Below are 20,936 nucleotides of genomic sequence, written 5' to 3' on the forward strand. Positions count from 1 at the left end.
GTACAAAAAAAGGAGAGAAAATAGTGAGAGCAGAAGTGAAATTAACTCTTGAGGATATTATAAACTTTAATACTAACAGGGGAAATAGGAATATTGCCAATAGATTTTTAAATATAACAGGTAAGATATCCTTAGTAGTACTACCCTTTGCACTTATAGGTAAATACATTATGAATTATAATATATCAGAGAGTATGTTATTAGTTTTAGTATCAATACCAATATTAAAGTTTGTATTAACTCCATTAAATGTGAGATGGTTGTCTAAGAGAACTATGAGAAAAAATAAAATACTTAGGGCTACTCAAATATACGAATTTCATGAAAAGGGAGTTAAAATAAAAATTGACGAAATGGAAGCTGAAATGAAATGGTCTCAATTTCAAATGATAGTAGAAAGTAAGGAGTATTTCGAGCTATACATAAGTTCTATGCAAGCCTATATAATTCCTAAGAGATGTGTAGATGATCCAAAGGAATTAGGTGAGCTTATGAAGGCTAAGAAAAAAGAAAAATATTATAAAATGTAATTTACTTAAAATAGGGATAAAGAATCCCTATTTTTTTATTTGAAATAAATTTTTTATAAAGGTAGAATATAAGAAGGAAAACATATGTAAAAGGAGGAAATTATGGAGATTATTTTTATAGCCTTGTTTGTAGTAATAATTATCTTTCAAGTTTTAATTTTATTGAAATTTAAAGATATAAATTCAAAGGGGAAATTATCCCAAATAGAAGAAAGATTAATAAAGATTGAAATGACCAGTAATAGCATACCTGATTCTGTGGAACTGAAGACAAAGGGGTCAGTTAAGGAAAATATGATGAAATTATCAGAGGAAATAATTGGACGTTTTGCTCAATTAGAAGTAAGGTTAAATAAGGATATGGCCAGTAGTACCACCAGTTTAGTAGAGAATTTTGGACTACTTAAGAATCAATTAAATAAGGACTTTACAAATTTTAAGGATGATATGAAGAAAGATTTAAATGAAGATTTTATGAAATTGAATAATACGGTGGAGAATAGATTAGAACGTATAAATGAAAAGGTTGAAGATAAATTAAAAGAAGGTTTTGAAAAGACTACAAATACTTTTAATAGTATATTAGAAAGGTTATCAAAGATTGATGAGGCCCAAAAGAAAATAGATAGTTTATCTGGTGAAATAGTATCATTACAGGATGTACTTACAGATAAAAAGAGTAGAGGAATATTTGGAGAAATACAATTGAATCAAATACTTTATTCTGTATTTGGAGAAGTTAACGATAGGGTATTTAAAATTCAACATAAACTGAAAAATAATACTATTGTAGATGCCATGTTATTTGCACCAGAGCCTATGGGGAATATAGCCATAGATTCAAAATTTCCATTAGAAAATTATAAGAGAATGATGGATAGAAATCTGGATTCAAAAGAAAGAGAAAATGCTACTAAAGAATTTAAAATAAATGTTAAAAAGCATATAGATGATATAGCGGGTAAATATATAATAGACGAAGAAACCGCAAATCAGGCTATTATGTTTCTACCAGCAGAAGCCATTTTTGCAGAGATAAATGCTTATCATATGGATATTATTGAGTACTCTCAAAGAAAATGCATATGGATTGCATCACCAACTACCCTAATGGCTGTACTTACTACTCTACAAGTGGTTTTAAGAAATGCTGAAAGGGAAAAATATGCTCATATTATTCAACGAGAATTGAATAACTTAGGGAAAGAATTTGATAGATATAAAAAGAGATGGGACAACTTATCAAAGCACATTGATACGGTGCATAAGGATGTTAAGGAAATTCATACTACTACAGATAAAATAGGAAAGAGGTTTGATTCCATATCAAAGGTTGAATTAGAAGAAAATATGGATAATAGTAGATTAGTTGAATAACAAAAAGGAGATAAGGGAACCTTATCTCCTTTCATCTTGTACTTTTAAGTGATCCTTAGTTCCTAAATAATTAGTGCCTGCAACTCCAATTAGTATTATAATAGTTCCCACAACTTGATACCAATAAAAGGGTTCTCCGTATATAAAGACTCCTGCTAATATGGAAACTACAGTTGTGAAATTTGCAAATACAGCCACATTAGAAGCTGACAATTTACTAAGGTTATAATTAAATAGGAAAAATGCAACTATTGAAGCTAAAATTCCTAAATAAAGGACAGATATAAGAACATTGTTATCCTGTAATGGAACAAAATATTCATTAAGATTGCCAAGACGAATATGTTTGTATATGGATATGCTGTTGAAAACTATAGCTCCTAGCCACATCATTACAAAGGTAATTTCAACAGGTGTACAATCAGAAGAAAACTTTCTAGCTAGGATATTATAAAAAGCTCCACTAATAACGGCTAAAAGCAAAATTGACATACCGTATAAATTTATTTGTAGAGTTAATCCCTTCATCACTATCATAAAAATCACACCAGATACAGACATTAATATAAAAGCAAATTGTGATTTAGAAGGTTTTTCATCTAAGAAAAAAGGTGCCAATATGGCTACAAATACAGGGATTAAAGCCATCATAATTCCAACTTCTGATGTGGTATTTACCTTTAAAGCATTAATTTCAAGAATAAAATACGCAAGAGGTTGAATTGTGGAAAGTAGTAAGAGCTTATAAAGATCCTCTTTTGTATAATTAAGCTTAATTATATTTAATAGCTTTAGAACTAGAAGAACAATGGCTGCCGTACCAAATCTAAGACCTAGGAAGTGATACACGTCCACATTAACAATGGCCTGTTTAGTAAATATAAAGGAAAGTCCCCAGATACAAAAGACAATCACTGCACATATGTAAGGTAATATATTTTTTTTAGACACGACACTCCATCCTTTCATAATAAACATCGTATGAAGTAGATTGTACAGTATATGACTTTTTTTTGCAATACAAAAGGATGATTAAAGTTTCCATCTGTGGGTAATAATTAAATGAAATTTTAAAAGGGGTGATAATAATGAAATTTATAGATTTTACTTTAAAAAATCAGGATAATGAAGATGTGACACTGAGTGATTTTTATGGAAAGAAAAACATAGTTCTTTACTTTTATTCTAAGGATAATACATCAGGATGAAATCAGGAGGCCTCTGAGTTCAGAGATTTACATGAAGAATTTACTAGCAAGGACTTTGAAATTATAGGAATTAGTAAGGATGGGGTTAAAACCCATAAAAACTATAGGGAAAAATTAAATATACCATTTACCCTTCTTAGTGACAAGGAAAGGGAAATACATGCTCTATATGAGGTGTTAAAACCTAAGAAAATGTATGGAAAGGAAGTTATAGGAACTATTAGATCTACTTTTATAATAGATAAAGATCTAAATATGATAAAAGAATTTAGAAATGTAAAGGCAAAGGGACATGCCATGGAAGTATTAAATTGGATAAAGGAAAATTTTTAATAACTAGCTGTTTTAAGCTAGTTTTTTTTGAAATTTATATAGAGGAACTATATTTAAGATGGAGGTATGTGCAGCCACTTCGTTAAAATAAGTTGAAAATTTCTTCAGAGGAAGTAACTGTCAAATTAGATAGCGCGTGATTGACGGAATATTAAGAAAAATAAAATTTATTTCGATAAGTAGCGTCAAATAAAATTGATCTATGGTAAAATATAAAAAAGTAAATTATATAATAGGATACTAATACAATATAATTTAAGTTATGCAACATAAAAACAGGAGGGGAAAATAAATATGAATGATTTTTTATATGGTGCTAGAGCTAAATTAGGGCTTATATATCCTGCTCCAGGATGGGTAATGGAGCCTGAATTTTATGAAATGTCGCCTGAAGGGGTTATCACACTTACAACGAGAATGGGATCGGGGCCTGTAGACACTGAACAATTATCTACATTAGGAGATAAAGCTTTAAAAAGTCTTGAACTTTTAAAGGAAGCTCCTATAGATGGGGTTATTTTTGGTTGTACAAGTGGTAGTTTTGTTGGGGGAGTTGAGTATGATAAGGAACTAATCAGGAAATTAGAAGAAGCATCTGGAGGACTTCCTTGTACCACTACTTCAAGATCTTGTGTAGAAGCACTCAATGTCCTAAATGTAAAGAAGGTTGCTGTAGCAACCCCTTATACTGATGAAGTAAATGAAAAAGCAAAAGAATTTTTAGAAAAAAGTGGGATTGAAGTAACAAAGTTAAAAGGTCTGAATTTCCTATATGATTCTGAAATTAATCGAGCAGATTTGGAAACAGTTTATAATTTAGCAAGAGAAGTGGATACAGAAGATGCTGAAGCTGTGCTTATTCTATGTACAGGAATACGTAGTGTACCTATTTTAGAAACATTAGAGACAGATCTAGATAAACCAGTTATATCAGCTATTCAAGCTACTTTTTGGAATGCATTAAGAATGTGTGGAGTGAATGAAAAAATAAAAGGTTTTGGAAGTTTATTAGAAAGATATTAAAGCTTATTTATGAAATATGACATAAAAGATGTAATTAATCATTATACCTAAATTATTCATAGGCAATATAAGAAATTGATAAACATATATATTCGAATGCTTTCAAAAAGTTTCGCAAAAGTAGGTCATGTTGATTTTTAAAAATCCATAGGTTATAATATTAGTAATATTCGTAATATTCCAATTTTTTATACAACTCATATTTGAAGTTTAAAATAATGAATTGAGGTGAATTAATGGGTGTATACAAACTAGACAATCTAAGTGCTGTTGTAGTAGAGTACATAATCGATAAGATATTAACTGGAAAGTATAAGGAAGGAGATCATATTCTAGAAATGAAAATAGCTGAAGAGCTAGATATTAGTAGAGCTCCTGTAAGAGAGGGAATAAAGGAATTACAAAATAAAGGAATAATAGATTTTATTCCTAGGAGAGGTAATTTTGTAACTAGATTTAATGCAGAGGATAGAAAAGAAATCTTTGATATTAGATTAATGTTAGAAAGTAGTGTTCTTGAAATTTTAATTAAAGAAAAAAAGCTTAAAGACCATGATTTTCATAACTTAACTAAAATCATGGACGAAATGTTGTCTATTTTAGATATAGATATGGATGATATGGAGAAAACTCTTAAGATAAATAAAAAGGATATAGAATTGCATAGATATTTATGGGAAAAAAGTGGAAGTAAAAGGAGAATGAGAATATTAAATAATTTATATTTACAATTACAAATGGCAATGATGTATGATACAAATATGACTGGAGATCTTGAGATGACCGTAAAGGATCACTATGACATAATTGAGTATTTGAAGGAGGGGAATTTAGAAAAATGTAAAGATGCATTAAAAAATCATATTGTATTTTATAGACAGGGAATTTTAGAGGACATGTAGCAAAAAAAAACAAAAATACTGACTTGAAAAAATATTCAGAATATTATATAATTTACATAAATTGAGAACAAGTACAAAAAATGTAATAAACTTGAAAAAAGTTGTGTTTAAGCAACTTTATTTTAAAGGTTCCCATTGTCGACAATCTACAATCTACAAAATTATCCTATACATGATATAAGTTAAGAAAATAATAGACTTTGAGCCTAAATTAAATCCTTGAGAGGCATAGGAAAGGAAGGTAATTATGGTAAATATTGAAAACAGATGGCTTAATTTTCAGGTTGATGAATATCAACAGAGATTAAGCAAAGTAAAGGAAAGCATGGCAAGAAAAGGCATTGAGGTACTTGTAGTAACAGATCCAGCAAATATGAATTACTTAACAGGATTTGATGGCTGGTCATTTTATGTACATCAATGCATAATAGTAGTTGACAGTGAGCCACAACCAATATGGGTTGGTAGAGGGCAAGATGGAAATGCTGCAAAACTAACTACTTGGCTAGATGAGAAAAACGTTAAAGCTTATACAGATGACTATGTTCATTCTTTAATTAAACATCCAATGGAATTTGTGGCAGACATTATTAAGGAAAGAGGATTTGGAAATAAGGTAATAGGAACAGAGAAGGACGCTTATTATTACACGGCAAAATGTCAAGAAAGATTAGAATCATCATTACCAAATGCAAAATTCATGGATGGAAACAACTTAGTTAATTGGGTTAGATTAATAAAATCAGATAATGAAGTTGAATTTATAAGAAGAGCCGGAAAAATTGTTGAAAAGGGAATGGAAGCTGCTTATGAGTCTATTAACATAGGAGTAAGACAGTGTGACGCAGCGGCTAAAGTATCTGCAGCCTTAATAAGTGGAACTAAAGAATATGGTGGAGATTATGCATCTATTATTCCTCTTATGCCAGCAGGGGTTAGAACTTCAACTCCTCATTTAAGTTGGACAGATGAGAAATATAAAGATGGAGATACAGTTATTCTTGAATTAGCAGGTAACTACAAAAGATACCACTGTCCATTGTCTAGAACTTTAATTTTAGGGAATGCTCCTGAAAGAGTTAAGGATTTAGCTAAGGTGGTTGTAGAAGGATTAACAACAACACTTGATTCTATTAAACCTGGAATGACCTGTGAAGAGTTAGAGAGAGTATGGGCTAAGAGTATAGCTAAAAGTGGATTCATAAAAGATTCTAGAATTGGTTATCCAACGGGCCTTAACTATCCACCAGATTGGGGTGAGCACACGGCTAGTATTAGACCAGGGGATAAGACTATACTTAAGCCTAATATGGTGTTCCACATGATACCAGGAATTTGGTTAGATGATTGTGGTGTTGATACAAGTGAATCATTTAGAGTAACTGAAAATGGATGCGAGACATTCACTAATTATCCAAGAAGATTATTAGTCAAATAAGCAAAATTTGGGACGGTTATCTAATAGTTCCTAGAAGGAGGCTTAAATATAGTGAAAAAGTTGAATTTTTTCGATAGTATGCTATCGAAAATAGAAGAAGCCATACTTAGTTATTCAATAATAATAATGGCAATTATTCTTATCGGAAATGTATTTAGTAGATCTGTTTTAAATAGAAGTTGGACATTTGCTGAGGAATTAGGCCAATCATTAGTTATAATAGTTACGTTTACTGGGATTAGCTATGGGGCTAAGAAGGCTAGGCATATAAATATGTCTGCTCTATTTGATGTGATTCCTGTGAGAGGGAAAAAAATATTTATGTATGTAATAAGTAGTGTTACATCCATATCAATGTTCTACTTAGCGTATTTGGCATCAATTTATGTTATGAAAGTAAAAACTCTTGGTAGAGTTACACCAGCCTTGAGAATCCCTATATATCTTGTATATTTAATTGTACCTATTGGATTTTTTCTAGGAGGAATTCAATATGCTAGGAACTTCTGGATAAATGTAAAAGAAAAGGAAGTATACTTATCTACTGAAAAAGGTATTAGGGGAACTGATGACAATGAAGAACAATACATCAATGTATAATAACTATAATTTGTATAGTTTTCTAAAAGGAGGAAAAATTGCATGGTACTAACCCTTATGGCCATAATGATAACCTTACTAGTATTAGGTTTTCCAATGATGGTTCCAATGATAGTGGCACCTTTAGTCATTGTGTTAATGTATTTTCCCAATATAGACCCACAACTATTGACCCAACAATTAATAGCAGGAGTACAGCCCTTTGTATTATTAGCAGTACCAATGTTCATATTTGCAGCAGATATAATGTGTGCAGGTCAAACGGCGAATAGATTATTAGATTTAGTAGAAACTTTTGTAGGTCATGTCCATGGAGGAATGGCTATTACAACGGCGGCATCATGTACATTATTTGGAGCCATATCAGGTTCAACTCAAGCTACAGTTGTTGCCATAGGAAAGCCCATGAGGCAAAAGTTGCTAGATATTGGGTACAAAGAGAAAGATGTTTTAGCACTCATAATTAATTCTAGTGATATTGCCCTGTTAATCCCACCAAGCATAGGGATGATTATGTATGCCGTTGTAACAGGAGCATCAGTAGGAGAACTATTCATAGCAGGGGTTGGGCCTGGATTATTAATACTTGCATTCTTTGCCATATACAGCTATGTATTAGCTAAAAAACAAAATGTGCCAAGGCGTAAAAGAGCTACTTGGGAAGAAAGACTAAGAGCTACAAAAAAAGCCCTATTACCCCTTGGTTTCCCAATAATAATTATAGGTGGAATTTATAGTGGATTTTTTAGTCCAACAGAGGCCGCAGCTGCATCCGTATTGTATGCTTTTATTTTAGAAGTATTTATCTTCAAGACAATAAAAGTATCAGATATTCCTTCAATAGCCCTATCAACAGGTCTTGTAACTGCAGCCGTATTCATATTAGTAGCAGGTGGTCAGGCTTTCTCCTGGACCATATCTTATGCGAAAATACCACAAATGATTACAAGTACATTACTTGGAACTAGCCCTACGGCTTTAAAGATTTTATTTACAGTTACTTTATTTTACTTCATAGGATGTATGTTTGTAGATCCTATAGTAGTAATCATTATTTTAACGCCAATATTCTATCCATTAGCATTAAAGGCTGGTGTAGACCCAATACATTTAGGTATTATAATTACTCTCCAAGCAGCAATAGGTTCTGCAACACCACCCTTTGGTTGTGACATATTTACTGCCTGTGCAGTCTTTGATAAACCATATTTGGATGTTATAAAGGGAACACCTCCATATATAGTTATGTTAATTGCCATATCTATAATAATGATATTCTTCCCGGAAGTGGCTTTATTCTTCAGAGATGTAGCCGTGGGATAGTATCACATAAAGGAGATGACTAATTTGATAGATATTAAAAAAGAAGTACTTAGTCTAAATGAAGAACTAATAGAGTTAAGACGTGATTTTCACAAATATCCAGAGTTAGGCTATGAGGAATTTAGAACAGCAGAAAAAATTACTGAATATTTGGAAAGATTAGGATTGAAAACAGAAAGATTTTGTAAAACAGGAGTAGTAAGTACTATAGAAGGAAATAAAGAAGGTAAAACCATCATGCTTAGGGCAGATATAGATGCTCTACCTCAAAGGGAAGAGACTAATGTGGAATATGCATCCTTAAACGAAGGGAAAATGCACGCCTGTGGTCATGATGGACATACGGCCATGCTACTTGTGGCAGCCAAGATACTGGCTAATCATAAGGAAAAATTGAATGGCAATGTGAAATTAGTATTTCAGCCTAATGAGGAACAGGCTGGAGCTGAAGATATGATTAAAGAAGGTGTACTTGAGAACCCTAAAGTAGATTCTGCATTTGGCATACATCTTTGGACTCCCGTTGAAAGCGGTAAAATAGCAGTTATAGAGGGGCCTATTATGGCAGCCTGTGAAGAGTTTAAATTAACTGTAATAGGTGAGTCAGGACATACTTCAGCACCTCATGAGGGAAATGACCCTATACTTATTACTTGTAAGATAGTAGAAGCATTACAGGCACTGGAGACTAGACAGGCAAACCCATTAGATCCAATAACTATTATGGTTGGAAAAATAAATGGTGGAAGTGCCAAAAATATAATTGCAGGGTCAGTTAATATTGAAGGAACTATAAGATTTTCATTTGAAGAAGAAAAAAAGGGAAAGGAGAGGCTTCTTAAAAATTTCAAAAGAATAGTAGATGGAATATGTATGGCATTTTCTGCTAAGTATGAGTTACAGTTCATACCTAGTAATCCTTCCGTTAACAATGATAGGGAAATGACAAATCTAGTTAGGAAAGGAGCAAAAGAAACACTAGAAGACGAGAAAAACTTAATAAAATACAGATGTTTAGGTGGAGAAGATTTTGCCGATTTTACTCATCGTGTACCTAGTGCCTTTTATTTCATAGGTGCAGGAAATAGGGAAAAGGAAACGCACTATCCACATCACCATCCAAAGTTTAACATAGATGAGGATGTATTAAAAACTGGTGTAGAAATGCACGTTAGAACCGTATTTAATTATCTAAATATGTAACTTGTTGAAATGTAAAAGTTTTTTAAAGGAAAACAGAATTAATATGACATTTTTAAAGGGGACTATATAACATTTTCATTCTGATTTCCTATAAAGAAATTTAAAATATCTAAGGGGGAAAAAAAATGAAAAAGATTCTTTCGATTCTTATGTGTCTAGTTCTATTAGTAGGTCTTGTTACGGGGTGTGGAGCTAAAAAGGAAGAAGCAAGTACGGAAACTGCACCTGAGGAACAAACTTATAATTGGAGATTTGCTCATGAGGAAATTGATGGTAGCGTTCAGGATGTATATGTAAAAGAATTTGCCAAGAAATTAAATGAAAAATCAAATGGAAGAATTAATATTGAAGTTTATCCAGTTGGACAAATAGGAGATGCGACACAACAAACTGAGTTATTACAAAATGGTGGAATTGAATTTGCCATGGTTTCTCCAGGAAATACAGGGACCATAGTTCCTGAAAATCAATTATTCTCTCTACAATTCTTATTCCCAGACGACATGGAAAAGGCTCATAAAGTATTAAAGGAAAGTAAGGCATTAAATGAGATGTTAGCAGCAGAGTATATGAAAAAGAGTATTATGCCTCTATCTTTCTGGACTGAAGGAGCTATGCAGTGGACTAGTAGTAAAGCATTAAATACACCGTCTGATTTTGAAGGATTTAAGATGAGAACAATGCCATCACCAATGATCGTGGCTGCTTATGAAGCTTATGGAGCCAATCCGACTCCAGTACCATATATGGAAGTGTATAGTGGATTACAACTTAATATGATCGAAGGGCAAGAAAATCCACTATTTGCAATTGAAGAAATGAAATTCTGTGAAGTTCAAAAGTATTTAACATTAGCTAATGCAAGCTACTATGTGACTTGTACAGGAACTAATCCAGAGTTCTTCAATTCATTACCAAAGGATATTCAAGGCATGATTCTAGAAACAGTTGAAGAATTATCAGAGTTTGGTTATGAGGTTCAAAAGAAACTTAATGGTGAAGCACTAGATAAGATTAAAGCAGCTGGTTATGACATTGAAATAGTTGAGCTTAAAAAAGAGGACGTAGATAAGTTCAAAGAAGCTAGTATGAGCGCTAGAGAGAAATATAAGGAAATGGTTGGCCAAAGGGGAGCTGAGATATTAGAAGAATTAGTTTCTGAAGTTGAAGCTGCTAAGTAATTTTTATTAGACGGTTATTTAATTTAAATAGCCGTCTAAATTAAAGAAAACTATTAAAAGGAGGAAGGGTTTATGAGCATGTTTCCAGATGCTAAGATACTAGATATTAATTTAAGCACAAGGGAAATAAATACTAAAATATTGCCAGGGGAAATACATCGTCTATATCCAGGAGGATCAAGTTTAGGTGTATATTTATTACTTCAAGATATGGAACCAGGAGTTGAACCATTATCTCCTGAGAATATGCTTGTATTTTCAGTTTCAGCATTAACAGGCCTTCCCATTAGTGGTATAAGTAGGGTAAATGTAACAACTAAAAGCCCACTTACAGGAGCCATTGGAGATAGCCAAGGAGGGGGATTCTTTCCCGTTCACTTAAAGGCAAATGGATATGATGCAGTTATATTTAGGGGAAGAGCTGATAAACCTGTGTACTTGTATCTGGATAATGGCAAGGTAGAGATTAAAGATGCAAAAAAAATGTGGGGAAAAGTCACTGGCGAAGCTGAAAAGATAATAAGAGAAGAACTTAATGAAGACAATGTAGAAATAGCACAAATTGGCCCTGCCGGAGAGAATTTAGTTAAGTATGCATGTATCATTAACATGTGTAATAGAGCTAATGGAAGAAATGGTGTAGGTGCTGTAATGGGATCTAAAAACCTAAAAGCTCTAGTAGTAAAAAAGGGTAAGGCACAAAAGGCTTATGACCAAGAAAAATTCATGGAATTAGCGAAGAGTGTAACTAAGAGACTTGAGGAAAATGAAGGTGTTGCAGGGTTAGGCCAATATGGTACTGCTGGTGATGTGGAAGGATTCCATGACGAAGGATTTTTACCAACGAAAAATTGGACTAGTGGAATATTTCCAGAAGGAGCTAAGAAAATAACTGGAACAACCATGTATGAAACCATTTTAAAAGAAAGGGATACCTGTTTTGCATGTGCTGTTAGGTGTAAAAGAGTAGTAGATATTCCAGGTAAGGTTGACCCACTATATGGAGGACCTGAATATGAGACCCTTGGTACTTTTGGATCCTATTGTGGAGTTACAGAACTTGAAGATATATGTATTGCCAATCAACTTTGTAATATGTATGGATTAGATACTATTTCTTGTGGTGCAACTATAGCATTTGCCATGGAATGTTTTGAAAAAGGAATTTTAACAAAAGAAAATACTGATGGATTAGAACTTAACTTTGGAAATGGTAAGGCCATGACAGAATTAGTTGAAAAGATAGGCAAAAGGCAGGGCTTTGGTGATTTACTAGCAGAAGGTAGCAAGAGAATTGCAGAGAAATTAGGAAATAATGCTGAGGATATGTGTATAGCTGTTAAGGGTCAGGAATTACCAGCACATATGCCACAATTTAAGCCAATGGTTGGTTTAATATATGCAGTTAATCCATTTGGAGCAGATCACCAGTCTAGTGAACATGATGTTTTCCTAGTTATGCCTCCTGATAGTAGAGAGAGAAAGAGATTAGCTAAGCTAGGCGTCTTAAAAGGTTATGATAATCCATTTGAAATAGATGATGAAAAGGTTAGGTTTGCTTTAGACAGTCAAAGATATTTCTCCACATTAGATACATTGTGTTTATGCCAATTTGTGTGGGGACCATCTTGGGAACTTTATGGTCCTGATGAGCTATTAGAACTATGCAAATATGGTATAGGATGGAATACGTCCTTAGTAGAGATATTACGTGTTGGAGAAAGACGAATTAATATGATGAGATATTTTAATAGTAGAGAAGGTTTTACTAAAGAGGATGATATATTGCCAAAGAGGCTGTTCAAACCTATGAGTGATGGTCCTGCTAAGGGAACTACCTTAGATGAGGAAAAATTCAATAAGGCTAAAGAGTTTTATTATGAATTAGCAGGATGGGATAGTGAAACTGGAAATCCAAGAGACACTACTTTGAGAAAATTATCTCTTGGCTGGTTACTTGAAAAAGATTTAAAGTTAGCTAAGGCATAAGAATAGGTGATTTTATGAATATAATAGTGAATAACAAAGAAAAAGAAATGAAAGAGGGGTCAACTGCTCAAGATTTATTACACCTATTAGGATATGGTACTTATGCAGCCATATGGATAAATAAAAAACAACTTTTACAAAGTGAATATAAAACCACAACCCTAAAAGATAGGGACCAGATCAAAATAATAAGACCATTAGGTGGAGGCTAAAGAGCCTATACCTACAAGGAGGAAATGATGATGACTGAAATTAAAGCACTTAGCGATATCAATGAGATATTGCAAAGACATGAAGAATATAGACTAAATTGTTTAAACCTTATTGCCTCAGAAAACTATACAAGTAAAGTTGTAAGAGATTTTCTAACTAGTGATTTAAGTGGGAGGTATGGATGTTATGAAACTTTAAAGCCAGAGGAGAGAGAATATACTGGAAACAGACATATCCACGAACTTGAAATGGCTACACATGAACTAGTTAAGGATATATTTAAAGCTAAATATGTAGACTTAAGACCTATTGGTGGTCATATGGCAGGGATGGCTACTGTACTGGGGTTAATGAATCCAGGTGATACAGTAATAGAAGTATCTTTGGCCGATTGGGGTCACGGCTTAGTAGGACCCATGTGTCAAGTGAAGCAATTTGATGATACTATAAATGTGGAGTACATGAAGTTTGACAATGATAGAGCTGTAGATATGGAAAAATTAGTTGAAATGGCTAGGGAATTAAGGCCACAGCTAGTTGTATTCGGAGGATCAGGAACTCTATTCCCAGAACCTGTGGCAGAATTTAAGCCCATAGCAGAAGAACTGGGAATAACTGTTGCTTATGATGCTTCACATGTGACTGGATTAATAGCAGGAGAAGTGTTTCCAAATCCATTAGAAGAAGGGGCAGATGTAATGTTTGGTAGTACTCATAAATCCTTTCCAGGGCCACAAGGTGGATTTATAGTATCTAACAATAAAGAGGTAATGAAAAGAATAGGTGAAGCTTTAGCTCCAGCATTAGTTACAAGTCACCATATTTTTAGATTACCAGCATTTGCAGCTTCCATATTAGAGATGAAAGAGCATGGAAAGGAATATGCCTCTCAAGTAGTTAAGAACTCTAAGGCACTAGCTCATGCCTTAGCTGAATACGGATTTAACGTAATGGGATCTAACAGAGACTATACAGAAACCCATTTGTTATTAGTTAATTTAGATGGAATTGTGGATGAGGCTCCTGGAAAGATATTAGAGAGGGGAAATATATTAGTGTCAGATGATTTCTCAGGAAGTGCACCAGAAATTAGGGTGGGTACGCCAGAGATTACTAGACGTGGCATGAAGGAAAAAGACATGAAAGATATTGCTACTTTAATTAAAAGAGCATTAATTGATAAAGAACCAATAGAAGTTATAGCTAAGGAAGTTAGTGTCTTAAGTAGAAAGTTCCCTTCTATAGAGTACTCCCTATAGAAGACAGTAACAATCCCTTTAATTTTTGATAGGTAATAGATTTAGTAAAATAGGACAAAGAATATTCTTTGTCCTATTTTCGTTGAATAGAAAATCTTTAAAAATGGGCAAAATAGATAATATCTAGAAAATAGTTTTGTAATATGTATTAAGGAAAGTATGGTGAGGAACATAGATAGATTTAAGGATTTTCAAGAGAAGAGAATGGCAATATTTTCTGAAGTGGTAAAGAGATATTGGAATGGTAATTTAGAAGACAGTAAGGACCTAAATTCATTGGCAAGAGATATCAGAGAAAAATATGATTTTCTAGAAGAAGATATGCCCTTTATAAAAGATCATATTAGGGTTGCCATGGGATTAAATCCAAAGACAAATTATGAATTTAGTGACGAAATAGAGATAATTAAAAATTCAAGAGAAGTGGCAAAACCTATCATATCTAAAATAGAAGGGCCCTGTGAATACTGTGATGAAGAGAGTTGTACTTGTAAAGGTACTTGTAAATATGAGGCCCATATTTACAGGAGAAGTAAAGGACCTGTCATAGAAGAGGGGAAATGTTTAACCTGTGGAGAATGCAGTAATGGATGTGATTTTGGAGCATTAGTAGATAAAATAGAATTTGTTCCTTTAATTGATTTATTGAAAGACAAAAACACTAAAGTTTATGCTTCAATAGCTCCTTCAATAGCAGGACAGTTTGGGAAAAATGTTACATTAGGACAAATGAGAACTGCATTGAAATTATTAGGATTTGAAGATATGGTAGAAGTGGCTTTGTTTGCTGATATACTCACTATAAAAGAGGCCTTTGAAGTAATAAACTTAGTAAAGACAGAGGATGATTTTTATTTGACCAGTTGTTGTTGTCCCGTATGGTTTAATATGGTGAAGAAAAATTATCCTAAACTCTTTGAACATATGCCACCATCCGTTTCTCCCATGATAGCATCAGGACGATTTTTAAAGGAATTATATAAGGATATAAAAGTTGTCTTTATAAGTCCTTGTACAGCAAAAAAGGCAGAGGCCAAGGAGCCAGATTTAAAGGGCGATATAGACTTTGTATTAACCTTTAGAGAACTAAAGGAAATATTTAAAACACTAAATATTGATCCTGAAAAACTAAAAGGAGATGACAAGGATCAAGCCTCCTTTGCTGGAAGATTATATGGAAGAACTGGAGGGGTAAGTTTCTCAGTAAAGACCATAGTAAATAGATTAGAACCTAGAAGATTAATAAAGTTAAAGAGTAAAAAGATTCATGGTGTTAAAGCCTGCAAAGAAACATTAGAGGAACTATCAAATAATGAGAAAGTAGATTATAATTTTGTTGAAGGTATGGGTTGTGTAGGTGGTTGTGTAGGTGGACCAAGGACTAATATACCTATGAATGAAGCTACTAATATATTAAACGAAACAGGAGAAGACTCTTTAATAATGACTCCCTTTGACAACATGAATCTAATGAAAATTTTAAAAGAATTAGGCATAGAACGTATAGAAGACATAGTAGAAGAAAATAGGGTATCTCAATTATTAAAAAGACAATAAAATAAAAAAATGTTGACACAAAAATTATTTGGTGCTACAATAGTCATCAAGAAATTAATATAGAAAAAAGCCATGACGGAGAGAAAGCATTGACACTGTAATTCCAGAGAGTTGGGGTAAGGTGAGAGCCCAATGTTATAAGACAATGTGTATATTCACTCTAGAGCTGTTGCACTAAAAATATTTCAAGTAGGTGCAAAGGGTTGTCCCCCTTATTTGGACTATAGTTTAGCTGAAAATATATTATATATTTGAAGCAGACTAGAGAATGAGATTATTCTATATACATATTGTGTATTTTAGGATTAATTAGAGTGGTACCGTGAAGCCAAGCTTCGCCTCTATATATGAGGCGGGGCTTTTTTTAATTTCTTAAATAGCTAGCTAAAATTTATAACCGGTTTAAAAATGTCATGACATAATAACTATTTAAAACATTAAAGAGAAAAGACCTAGGAGGGTTATTATGGATACAATTAACACAAAAAATCAGAAAAGAGATAAATGGGCATCTAAATTAGGGTTCATACTTGCAGCTGCAGGATCAGCTGTAGGATTAGGTAATCTATGGAAGTTCCCTTATAGTGCAGGAGCTAATGGGGGTGGCGCCTTTGTTATGGTTTATTTTCTATTCCTAATTACAATAGGATTTCCCTTAATGCTTGCAGCCATAACATTGGGGAGAAAGACACAATTATCAGCAGTAGGTGCCTATAGAAGCATTAAGAAAAAATGGGCCTTTGTAGGTGGTTTAGGAGTTGTTTGTGGATTTTTCATATTAGCAATGTACAGTACTGTAGGTGGATGGGTAATATATTATGTAATAAAGGCTTTAACAGGTGGCCTTGCAGAAAAGAATCCTCAAGTACTAGGGGAAATATTTGGTGAATTTATTACATCGCCAGGAATAAGTGTTGCTTATCAAGGATTATTTTTATTATTAACCCTATTAATTGTTCTAAGAGGAATTAGTTCAGGTATAGAAAAAGCAAGTAAAATAATGATGCCAGCCCTATTTGTAATAATGATTGTAATAGCTATTAGAGCTCTTTCCTTAGAGGGAGCATATGAAGGAGTTAAATTCTTATTAGTACCTGATTTCTCTAAAATAAATATGAGTGTAATAGTAAATGCCCTAGGGCAAGTATTTTTCTCTCTTAGTATAGGTATGGGAGTTATGGTTACCTACGGAAGTTATTTTGATAGAGAATCTAATTTATTACAAGCAGGAACATCAATACCTATATTAGATACTATGGTAGCTATTCTTGCAGGACTAGCCACATTACCAGCAGTGTTTGCCCTAGGATTTGAGGCTTCAGCAGGACCTGGTCTTATGTTCGTCACACTACCAGCTGTATTTGCAAGCATGGCCTTTGGAAATGTATTTTGTATATTATTCTTCCTATTAGTATTATTTGCGGCTTTAACATCTTCAATCTCCATGTTAGAAGTGTGTGTATCATATTTTGTAGATGAAAAGAATGTAGATAGGGTAAAAAGCTCTATAATAATATCTATAATAATATTTATTATAGGAGTACCAGCTACTCTTTCCATGGGTCCTTGGAGTGATCTTACTATACTTGGAAATTTAAATTTCTTTGATTTTTATGATAAGTTAACATCTAATATTTTACTTACATCAGGTGGTTTATTCTTATCCATATTTGTAGGTTGGATATGGGGGGCTGATAAGGCCGTTGAAGAAATTGAAAGAAATGGTACTAAATTTAAATTAGCACCAGTGTGGAAGTTTTTAATTAAGTTTGTAGTTCCACCGGCAGTATCCATAGTATTATTAAACTCTTTTAAAGAAGTACTAGCCTTAATTATGTAAAAAAACCATAACTTAGAATATGAGTACATTTATCTGCATAGATATTTCTTAGTATAAACAAACTATAATAAGAAATAAAAGGATTGCAGGTGGTAAATTTGAAAAGTGCCCTTATCATTTATGAGAGCAGGTATGGTACTACTAAAGATGTTGCAAGGAACTTATCTTATATAATTAAAAATGCACATATATGTAAGGCAAGCGAATTTCATAACAATAATAGGGATTATGACTTAGTTATAATAGGTGCTCCTGTATATTATGATAATCTAGATGAAAGAATTTATAAGTTTATAGAGGATAATATACTTTGGCTAAAAACTAAGGATATAATGGTATTTTGCACATGTATGTCTTTAGAAAACAAACATATATATTTGAAGAAAATATATAATATGCTTAATAAAAATATTATCAATACAAAGGCCTTAGGAGGAAAAATAATAATTAATAACTTAGATAAATTAGATTATTATAGAATGAAAAACTTTACCAGGATAAACGAAATGGCTTTGAATGATATGGATAACTATGACCTAAAAAAGATAGTGGAATATGGTCAATATATAAAGAAAATAATGAACAATGAACTAATAGAACATGAAGTTAGATAATAAAACTCGGCATTTTGCCGAGTTTTATTTTTCTACATGACCTTTAACATAATGAACTTTATTTTATATTTTGCATTTGGAAAATGTAAAATAAATGCAATGACAAAATTCGACAAAGAAAAAATCATATGATTGTCGAAGGAAAGGCTTCAAGATTAATGAAAGAAAAAATTAAAATAGGGCATATTCTGTATATACTCATAAATATACATATATATAGCTTGTACGGGACAAACCCATATATATGATAATTAAAAAGGGGGAATTTAATTATGAAAATGGACAAAATTAATTATTATGTGAATATGTAGCAGGAATCATACTAATTAATAAAGAAGAAAAAAACATGGAGTAATCAGAAGACAAGGGGGGGATATTGTGGATGTTAAAAAAGTAGGGAAATTACTAACGGAATATGAACAATGGGTCATGATTACTAATGAACAACAAGAAATTATATGGACAAGCCCAATGATAGAAAAGATATATAACAGGAAAAATATAATAGGATGCAAATTTGATGATCTATTTCCTATGACATTAGATTCAGTTATAGGCTCAAATAAAATCATGAAAACGGCATATGGGAAAAAATATAGTATTAAAGCAAAAAAAATTGCAGATGAAAAAAAACAATATAACTTTATATTTATTCACGATTTAGAAGATTTTTCGAATGAGAAAATAAGACTGCATTGCTTAGAAAAGATTATATCATCACTTAATGATGGAATAATAATGAGTGATGCACAAGGGCGTATTGTTTTATATAATAATGCACAGGAAAAACTTGAGGAATTAAAAGGAAAAGATATAATTGGAAAGTACTTATGGGAAGGCTATAATTATAAGGCTACTGAAATGTCTGAGCATCAGAAAGTCTATAAAACAGGAGAATCTATTGTCAATAAATATAAAGCACATGCATATAAAGATGGTATTCCTAAATATGTATTTTACAGTACCTATCCAATTGAAAAGGATGGTGAAAGAATAGGGGTATTTTCTATTAGTAAGAATGAGACTAGATTAAAAACTTTACTTTCAGAGACCATTGAGTTAAAACGAAAGCTGAATAATAAGAAAGTAGAACAGACGAAAAGTCATAGAGATAATGGAACTAGCTATACTTTTTCTAGTATTATGGGGGATAGTGAACAAGTGAAAAATCTAATTAGAGAAGCAGAGACAATTTCTCTTTTAGATAATAACTTGTTAATTGTAGGAGAAACTGGAACTGGGAAAGAAGTGTTTGCTCAAAGTATTCATAATTTTGGAAAGAATAGTAAAGAACCCTTTGTAGCAATTAATTGTGCTGCAATACCAGAAAATTTATTAGAGAGTATTTTATTTGGTACTGTAAAAGGAGCTTATACAGGTGCACTAGACCAAGTAGGATTATTTGAAGAAGCGGGAGAAGGAACATTATTTTTAGACGAATTAAATTCAATGCCTATTTCTATGCAAACAAAATTATTAAGAGTATTACAAGAAAGGAAAGTGCGAAGAGTAGGGGGCTTAAAAACAACGCCGGTTAGTTGTAGAGTGATTAGTGCTATAAATGAGTCTCCCCAGAAGATTATTAAAGAAGGCAGATTAAGACAGGATCTTTATTATAGGATTGCAAGCTTGTGCTTGTATATTCCACCTCTTAGAGAAAGAAATCAAGATATACTAAATATGAGTTATTTTTTTATTAAAAAATATAATGCTTTATTAAATAAAAATGTTAAAGGATTTTCACCAGAGCTAAGTGAAATAATGGTATCTTATAACTGGCCAGGAAATGTGAGGGAATTAGAGCATGTACTTGAAAATTTAATGATTAGAGTAAAACAAGATGAAAAAGAACTAAGAATTGAAGATATACCCAAATATATGCAATCATTAATTATGGGAGAAAATGCAGCTTCTAAAATACAGAAAAAAGCCAATTCCTTACCTGAAACCCTTAGGGATATTGAAAAAAGAATTATTGTGGAATCTTTAAATAAAAATGATTGGAATATAAGTAAAACTTCAAGGAATTTAGGAATTATTAGGCAAAGTTTAAAATATAGGATAAAAAAATTAGGAATAGAAGTTCCAAAAATGGAAAGTGTGTATAAAAATTAGTCAGGTATAAAAATAATTTCATATGATAAATTCAATAATGTTAAATAAAAATGCATAAAATTTAGTCATGTTACTAAAAGAATAATATTTGTTTTGCGAAAATTCATACTAAATTCAATGTTCTAGCTTATTTCTCATATAAAAACAAAGTTGGCACAGCTGTTGCATATATAAATGCCATATTAAAAGTACATAAATTAAATTTAAAATATTTAAATATTAGAAGGGGGA

The 20,936-nt window shown here is 32.2% G+C and carries 18 protein-coding genes and 1 other annotated feature; of the genes, 17 read left to right on the forward strand and 1 reads right to left on the reverse strand.

Annotation, left to right across the window (positions count from 1 at the left end; translation table 11 throughout):
* The first annotated feature begins 23 nt into the window (after nt 1-23).
* Nucleotides 24-530: a YcxB family protein gene (locus CCE28_RS11955; RefSeq protein WP_141228354.1), complete on the forward strand. Its 507-nt coding sequence runs from the start codon at nt 24-26 to the stop codon at nt 528-530.
* A gap of 102 nt (nt 531-632) precedes the next feature.
* Nucleotides 633-1,907, forward strand: a complete 1,275-nt coding sequence (locus tag CCE28_RS11960; protein WP_095133956.1) for a DNA recombination protein RmuC — start codon at nt 633-635, stop codon at nt 1,905-1,907.
* A gap of 21 nt (nt 1,908-1,928) precedes the next feature.
* Here CCE28_RS11960 and CCE28_RS11965 read toward each other — a convergent pair whose 3' ends face one another.
* The gene (locus tag CCE28_RS11965; protein WP_207652896.1) at nt 1,929-2,858 is read right to left on the reverse strand and encodes a DMT family transporter; all 930 of its coding nucleotides are present in this window, start codon (nt 2,856-2,858) and stop codon (nt 1,929-1,931) included.
* Between the two features lie 137 nt (nt 2,859-2,995).
* Here CCE28_RS11965 and CCE28_RS11970 point away from each other — a divergent pair, with 137 nt between their 5' ends.
* The 15 genes from CCE28_RS11970 to CCE28_RS12040 all read left to right on the forward strand — a co-directional run bounded on the left by CCE28_RS11970 (nt 2,996) and on the right by CCE28_RS12040 (nt 20,705).
* Nucleotides 2,996-3,448 (forward strand): peroxiredoxin, encoded by a 453-nt coding sequence (locus tag CCE28_RS11970; RefSeq protein ID WP_095133958.1) that lies wholly within the window; start codon nt 2,996-2,998, stop codon nt 3,446-3,448.
* A gap of 294 nt (nt 3,449-3,742) precedes the next feature.
* Nucleotides 3,743-4,471 carry a maleate cis-trans isomerase family protein gene (locus CCE28_RS11975; RefSeq protein ID WP_095133959.1) on the forward strand — a complete coding sequence of 243 codons (729 nt, stop codon included), beginning with the start codon at nt 3,743-3,745 and terminating at the stop codon, nt 4,469-4,471.
* A gap of 236 nt (nt 4,472-4,707) precedes the next feature.
* Nucleotides 4,708-5,373, forward strand: a complete 666-nt coding sequence (locus CCE28_RS11980; protein ID WP_095133960.1) for a GntR family transcriptional regulator — start codon at nt 4,708-4,710, stop codon at nt 5,371-5,373.
* Between the two features lie 247 nt (nt 5,374-5,620).
* Nucleotides 5,621-6,811, forward strand: a complete 1,191-nt coding sequence (locus tag CCE28_RS11985) for a M24 family metallopeptidase (protein ID WP_095133961.1) — start codon at nt 5,621-5,623, stop codon at nt 6,809-6,811.
* Between the two features lie 51 nt (nt 6,812-6,862).
* Nucleotides 6,863-7,411: a TRAP transporter small permease gene (locus CCE28_RS11990; protein WP_207652897.1), complete on the forward strand. Its 549-nt coding sequence runs from the start codon at nt 6,863-6,865 to the stop codon at nt 7,409-7,411.
* A gap of 42 nt (nt 7,412-7,453) precedes the next feature.
* Nucleotides 7,454-8,734, forward strand: a complete 1,281-nt coding sequence (locus CCE28_RS11995) for a TRAP transporter large permease (RefSeq protein ID WP_095133962.1) — start codon at nt 7,454-7,456, stop codon at nt 8,732-8,734.
* A gap of 15 nt (nt 8,735-8,749) precedes the next feature.
* A complete protein-coding gene (locus CCE28_RS12000; RefSeq protein ID WP_095133963.1) occupies nt 8,750-9,937 on the forward strand; it encodes a M20 metallopeptidase family protein in 1,188 nt (395 codons plus the stop codon).
* 125 nt (nt 9,938-10,062) lie between these two features.
* A complete protein-coding gene (locus CCE28_RS12005) occupies nt 10,063-11,118 on the forward strand; it encodes a TRAP transporter substrate-binding protein (protein ID WP_095133964.1) in 1,056 nt (351 codons plus the stop codon).
* 72 nt (nt 11,119-11,190) lie between these two features.
* Nucleotides 11,191-13,107, forward strand: coding sequence for an aldehyde ferredoxin oxidoreductase family protein (locus CCE28_RS12010; RefSeq protein WP_207652899.1), 1,917 nt, complete (start codon nt 11,191-11,193; stop codon nt 13,105-13,107).
* 14 nt (nt 13,108-13,121) lie between these two features.
* Nucleotides 13,122-13,319 carry a sulfur carrier protein ThiS gene (thiS, locus tag CCE28_RS12015; protein WP_095133965.1) on the forward strand — a complete coding sequence of 66 codons (198 nt, stop codon included), beginning with the start codon at nt 13,122-13,124 and terminating at the stop codon, nt 13,317-13,319.
* 30 nt (nt 13,320-13,349) lie between these two features.
* Nucleotides 13,350-14,579, forward strand: coding sequence for an aminotransferase class I/II-fold pyridoxal phosphate-dependent enzyme (locus tag CCE28_RS12020; RefSeq protein WP_095133966.1), 1,230 nt, complete (start codon nt 13,350-13,352; stop codon nt 14,577-14,579).
* A gap of 159 nt (nt 14,580-14,738) precedes the next feature.
* Nucleotides 14,739-16,136: a [Fe-Fe] hydrogenase large subunit C-terminal domain-containing protein gene (locus CCE28_RS12025; protein WP_095133967.1), complete on the forward strand. Its 1,398-nt coding sequence runs from the start codon at nt 14,739-14,741 to the stop codon at nt 16,134-16,136.
* A gap of 63 nt (nt 16,137-16,199) precedes the next feature.
* Nucleotides 16,200-16,482, forward strand: a binding site (T-box leader).
* 120 nt (nt 16,483-16,602) lie between these two features.
* On the forward strand, nt 16,603-17,976 hold the full coding sequence (locus CCE28_RS12030) for a sodium-dependent transporter (RefSeq protein ID WP_095133968.1): 1,374 nt from the start codon (nt 16,603-16,605) through the stop codon (nt 17,974-17,976).
* Nucleotides 17,977-18,074: 98 nt separating this feature from the next.
* Nucleotides 18,075-18,590, forward strand: coding sequence for a flavodoxin domain-containing protein (locus CCE28_RS12035; protein ID WP_176461793.1), 516 nt, complete (start codon nt 18,075-18,077; stop codon nt 18,588-18,590).
* A 378-nt stretch (nt 18,591-18,968) separates the two neighbouring features.
* Entirely contained in the window at nt 18,969-20,705 is a 1,737-nt protein-coding gene (locus CCE28_RS12040; RefSeq protein ID WP_095133970.1) for a sigma-54 interaction domain-containing protein, read from the forward strand.
* Nucleotides 20,706-20,936 lie beyond the last annotated feature (231 nt).

Origin of the sequence: Anaeromicrobium sediminis (assembly GCF_002270055.1) — a bacterium.
GTDB lineage: Bacteria > Bacillota > Clostridia > Peptostreptococcales > Thermotaleaceae > Anaeromicrobium > Anaeromicrobium sediminis.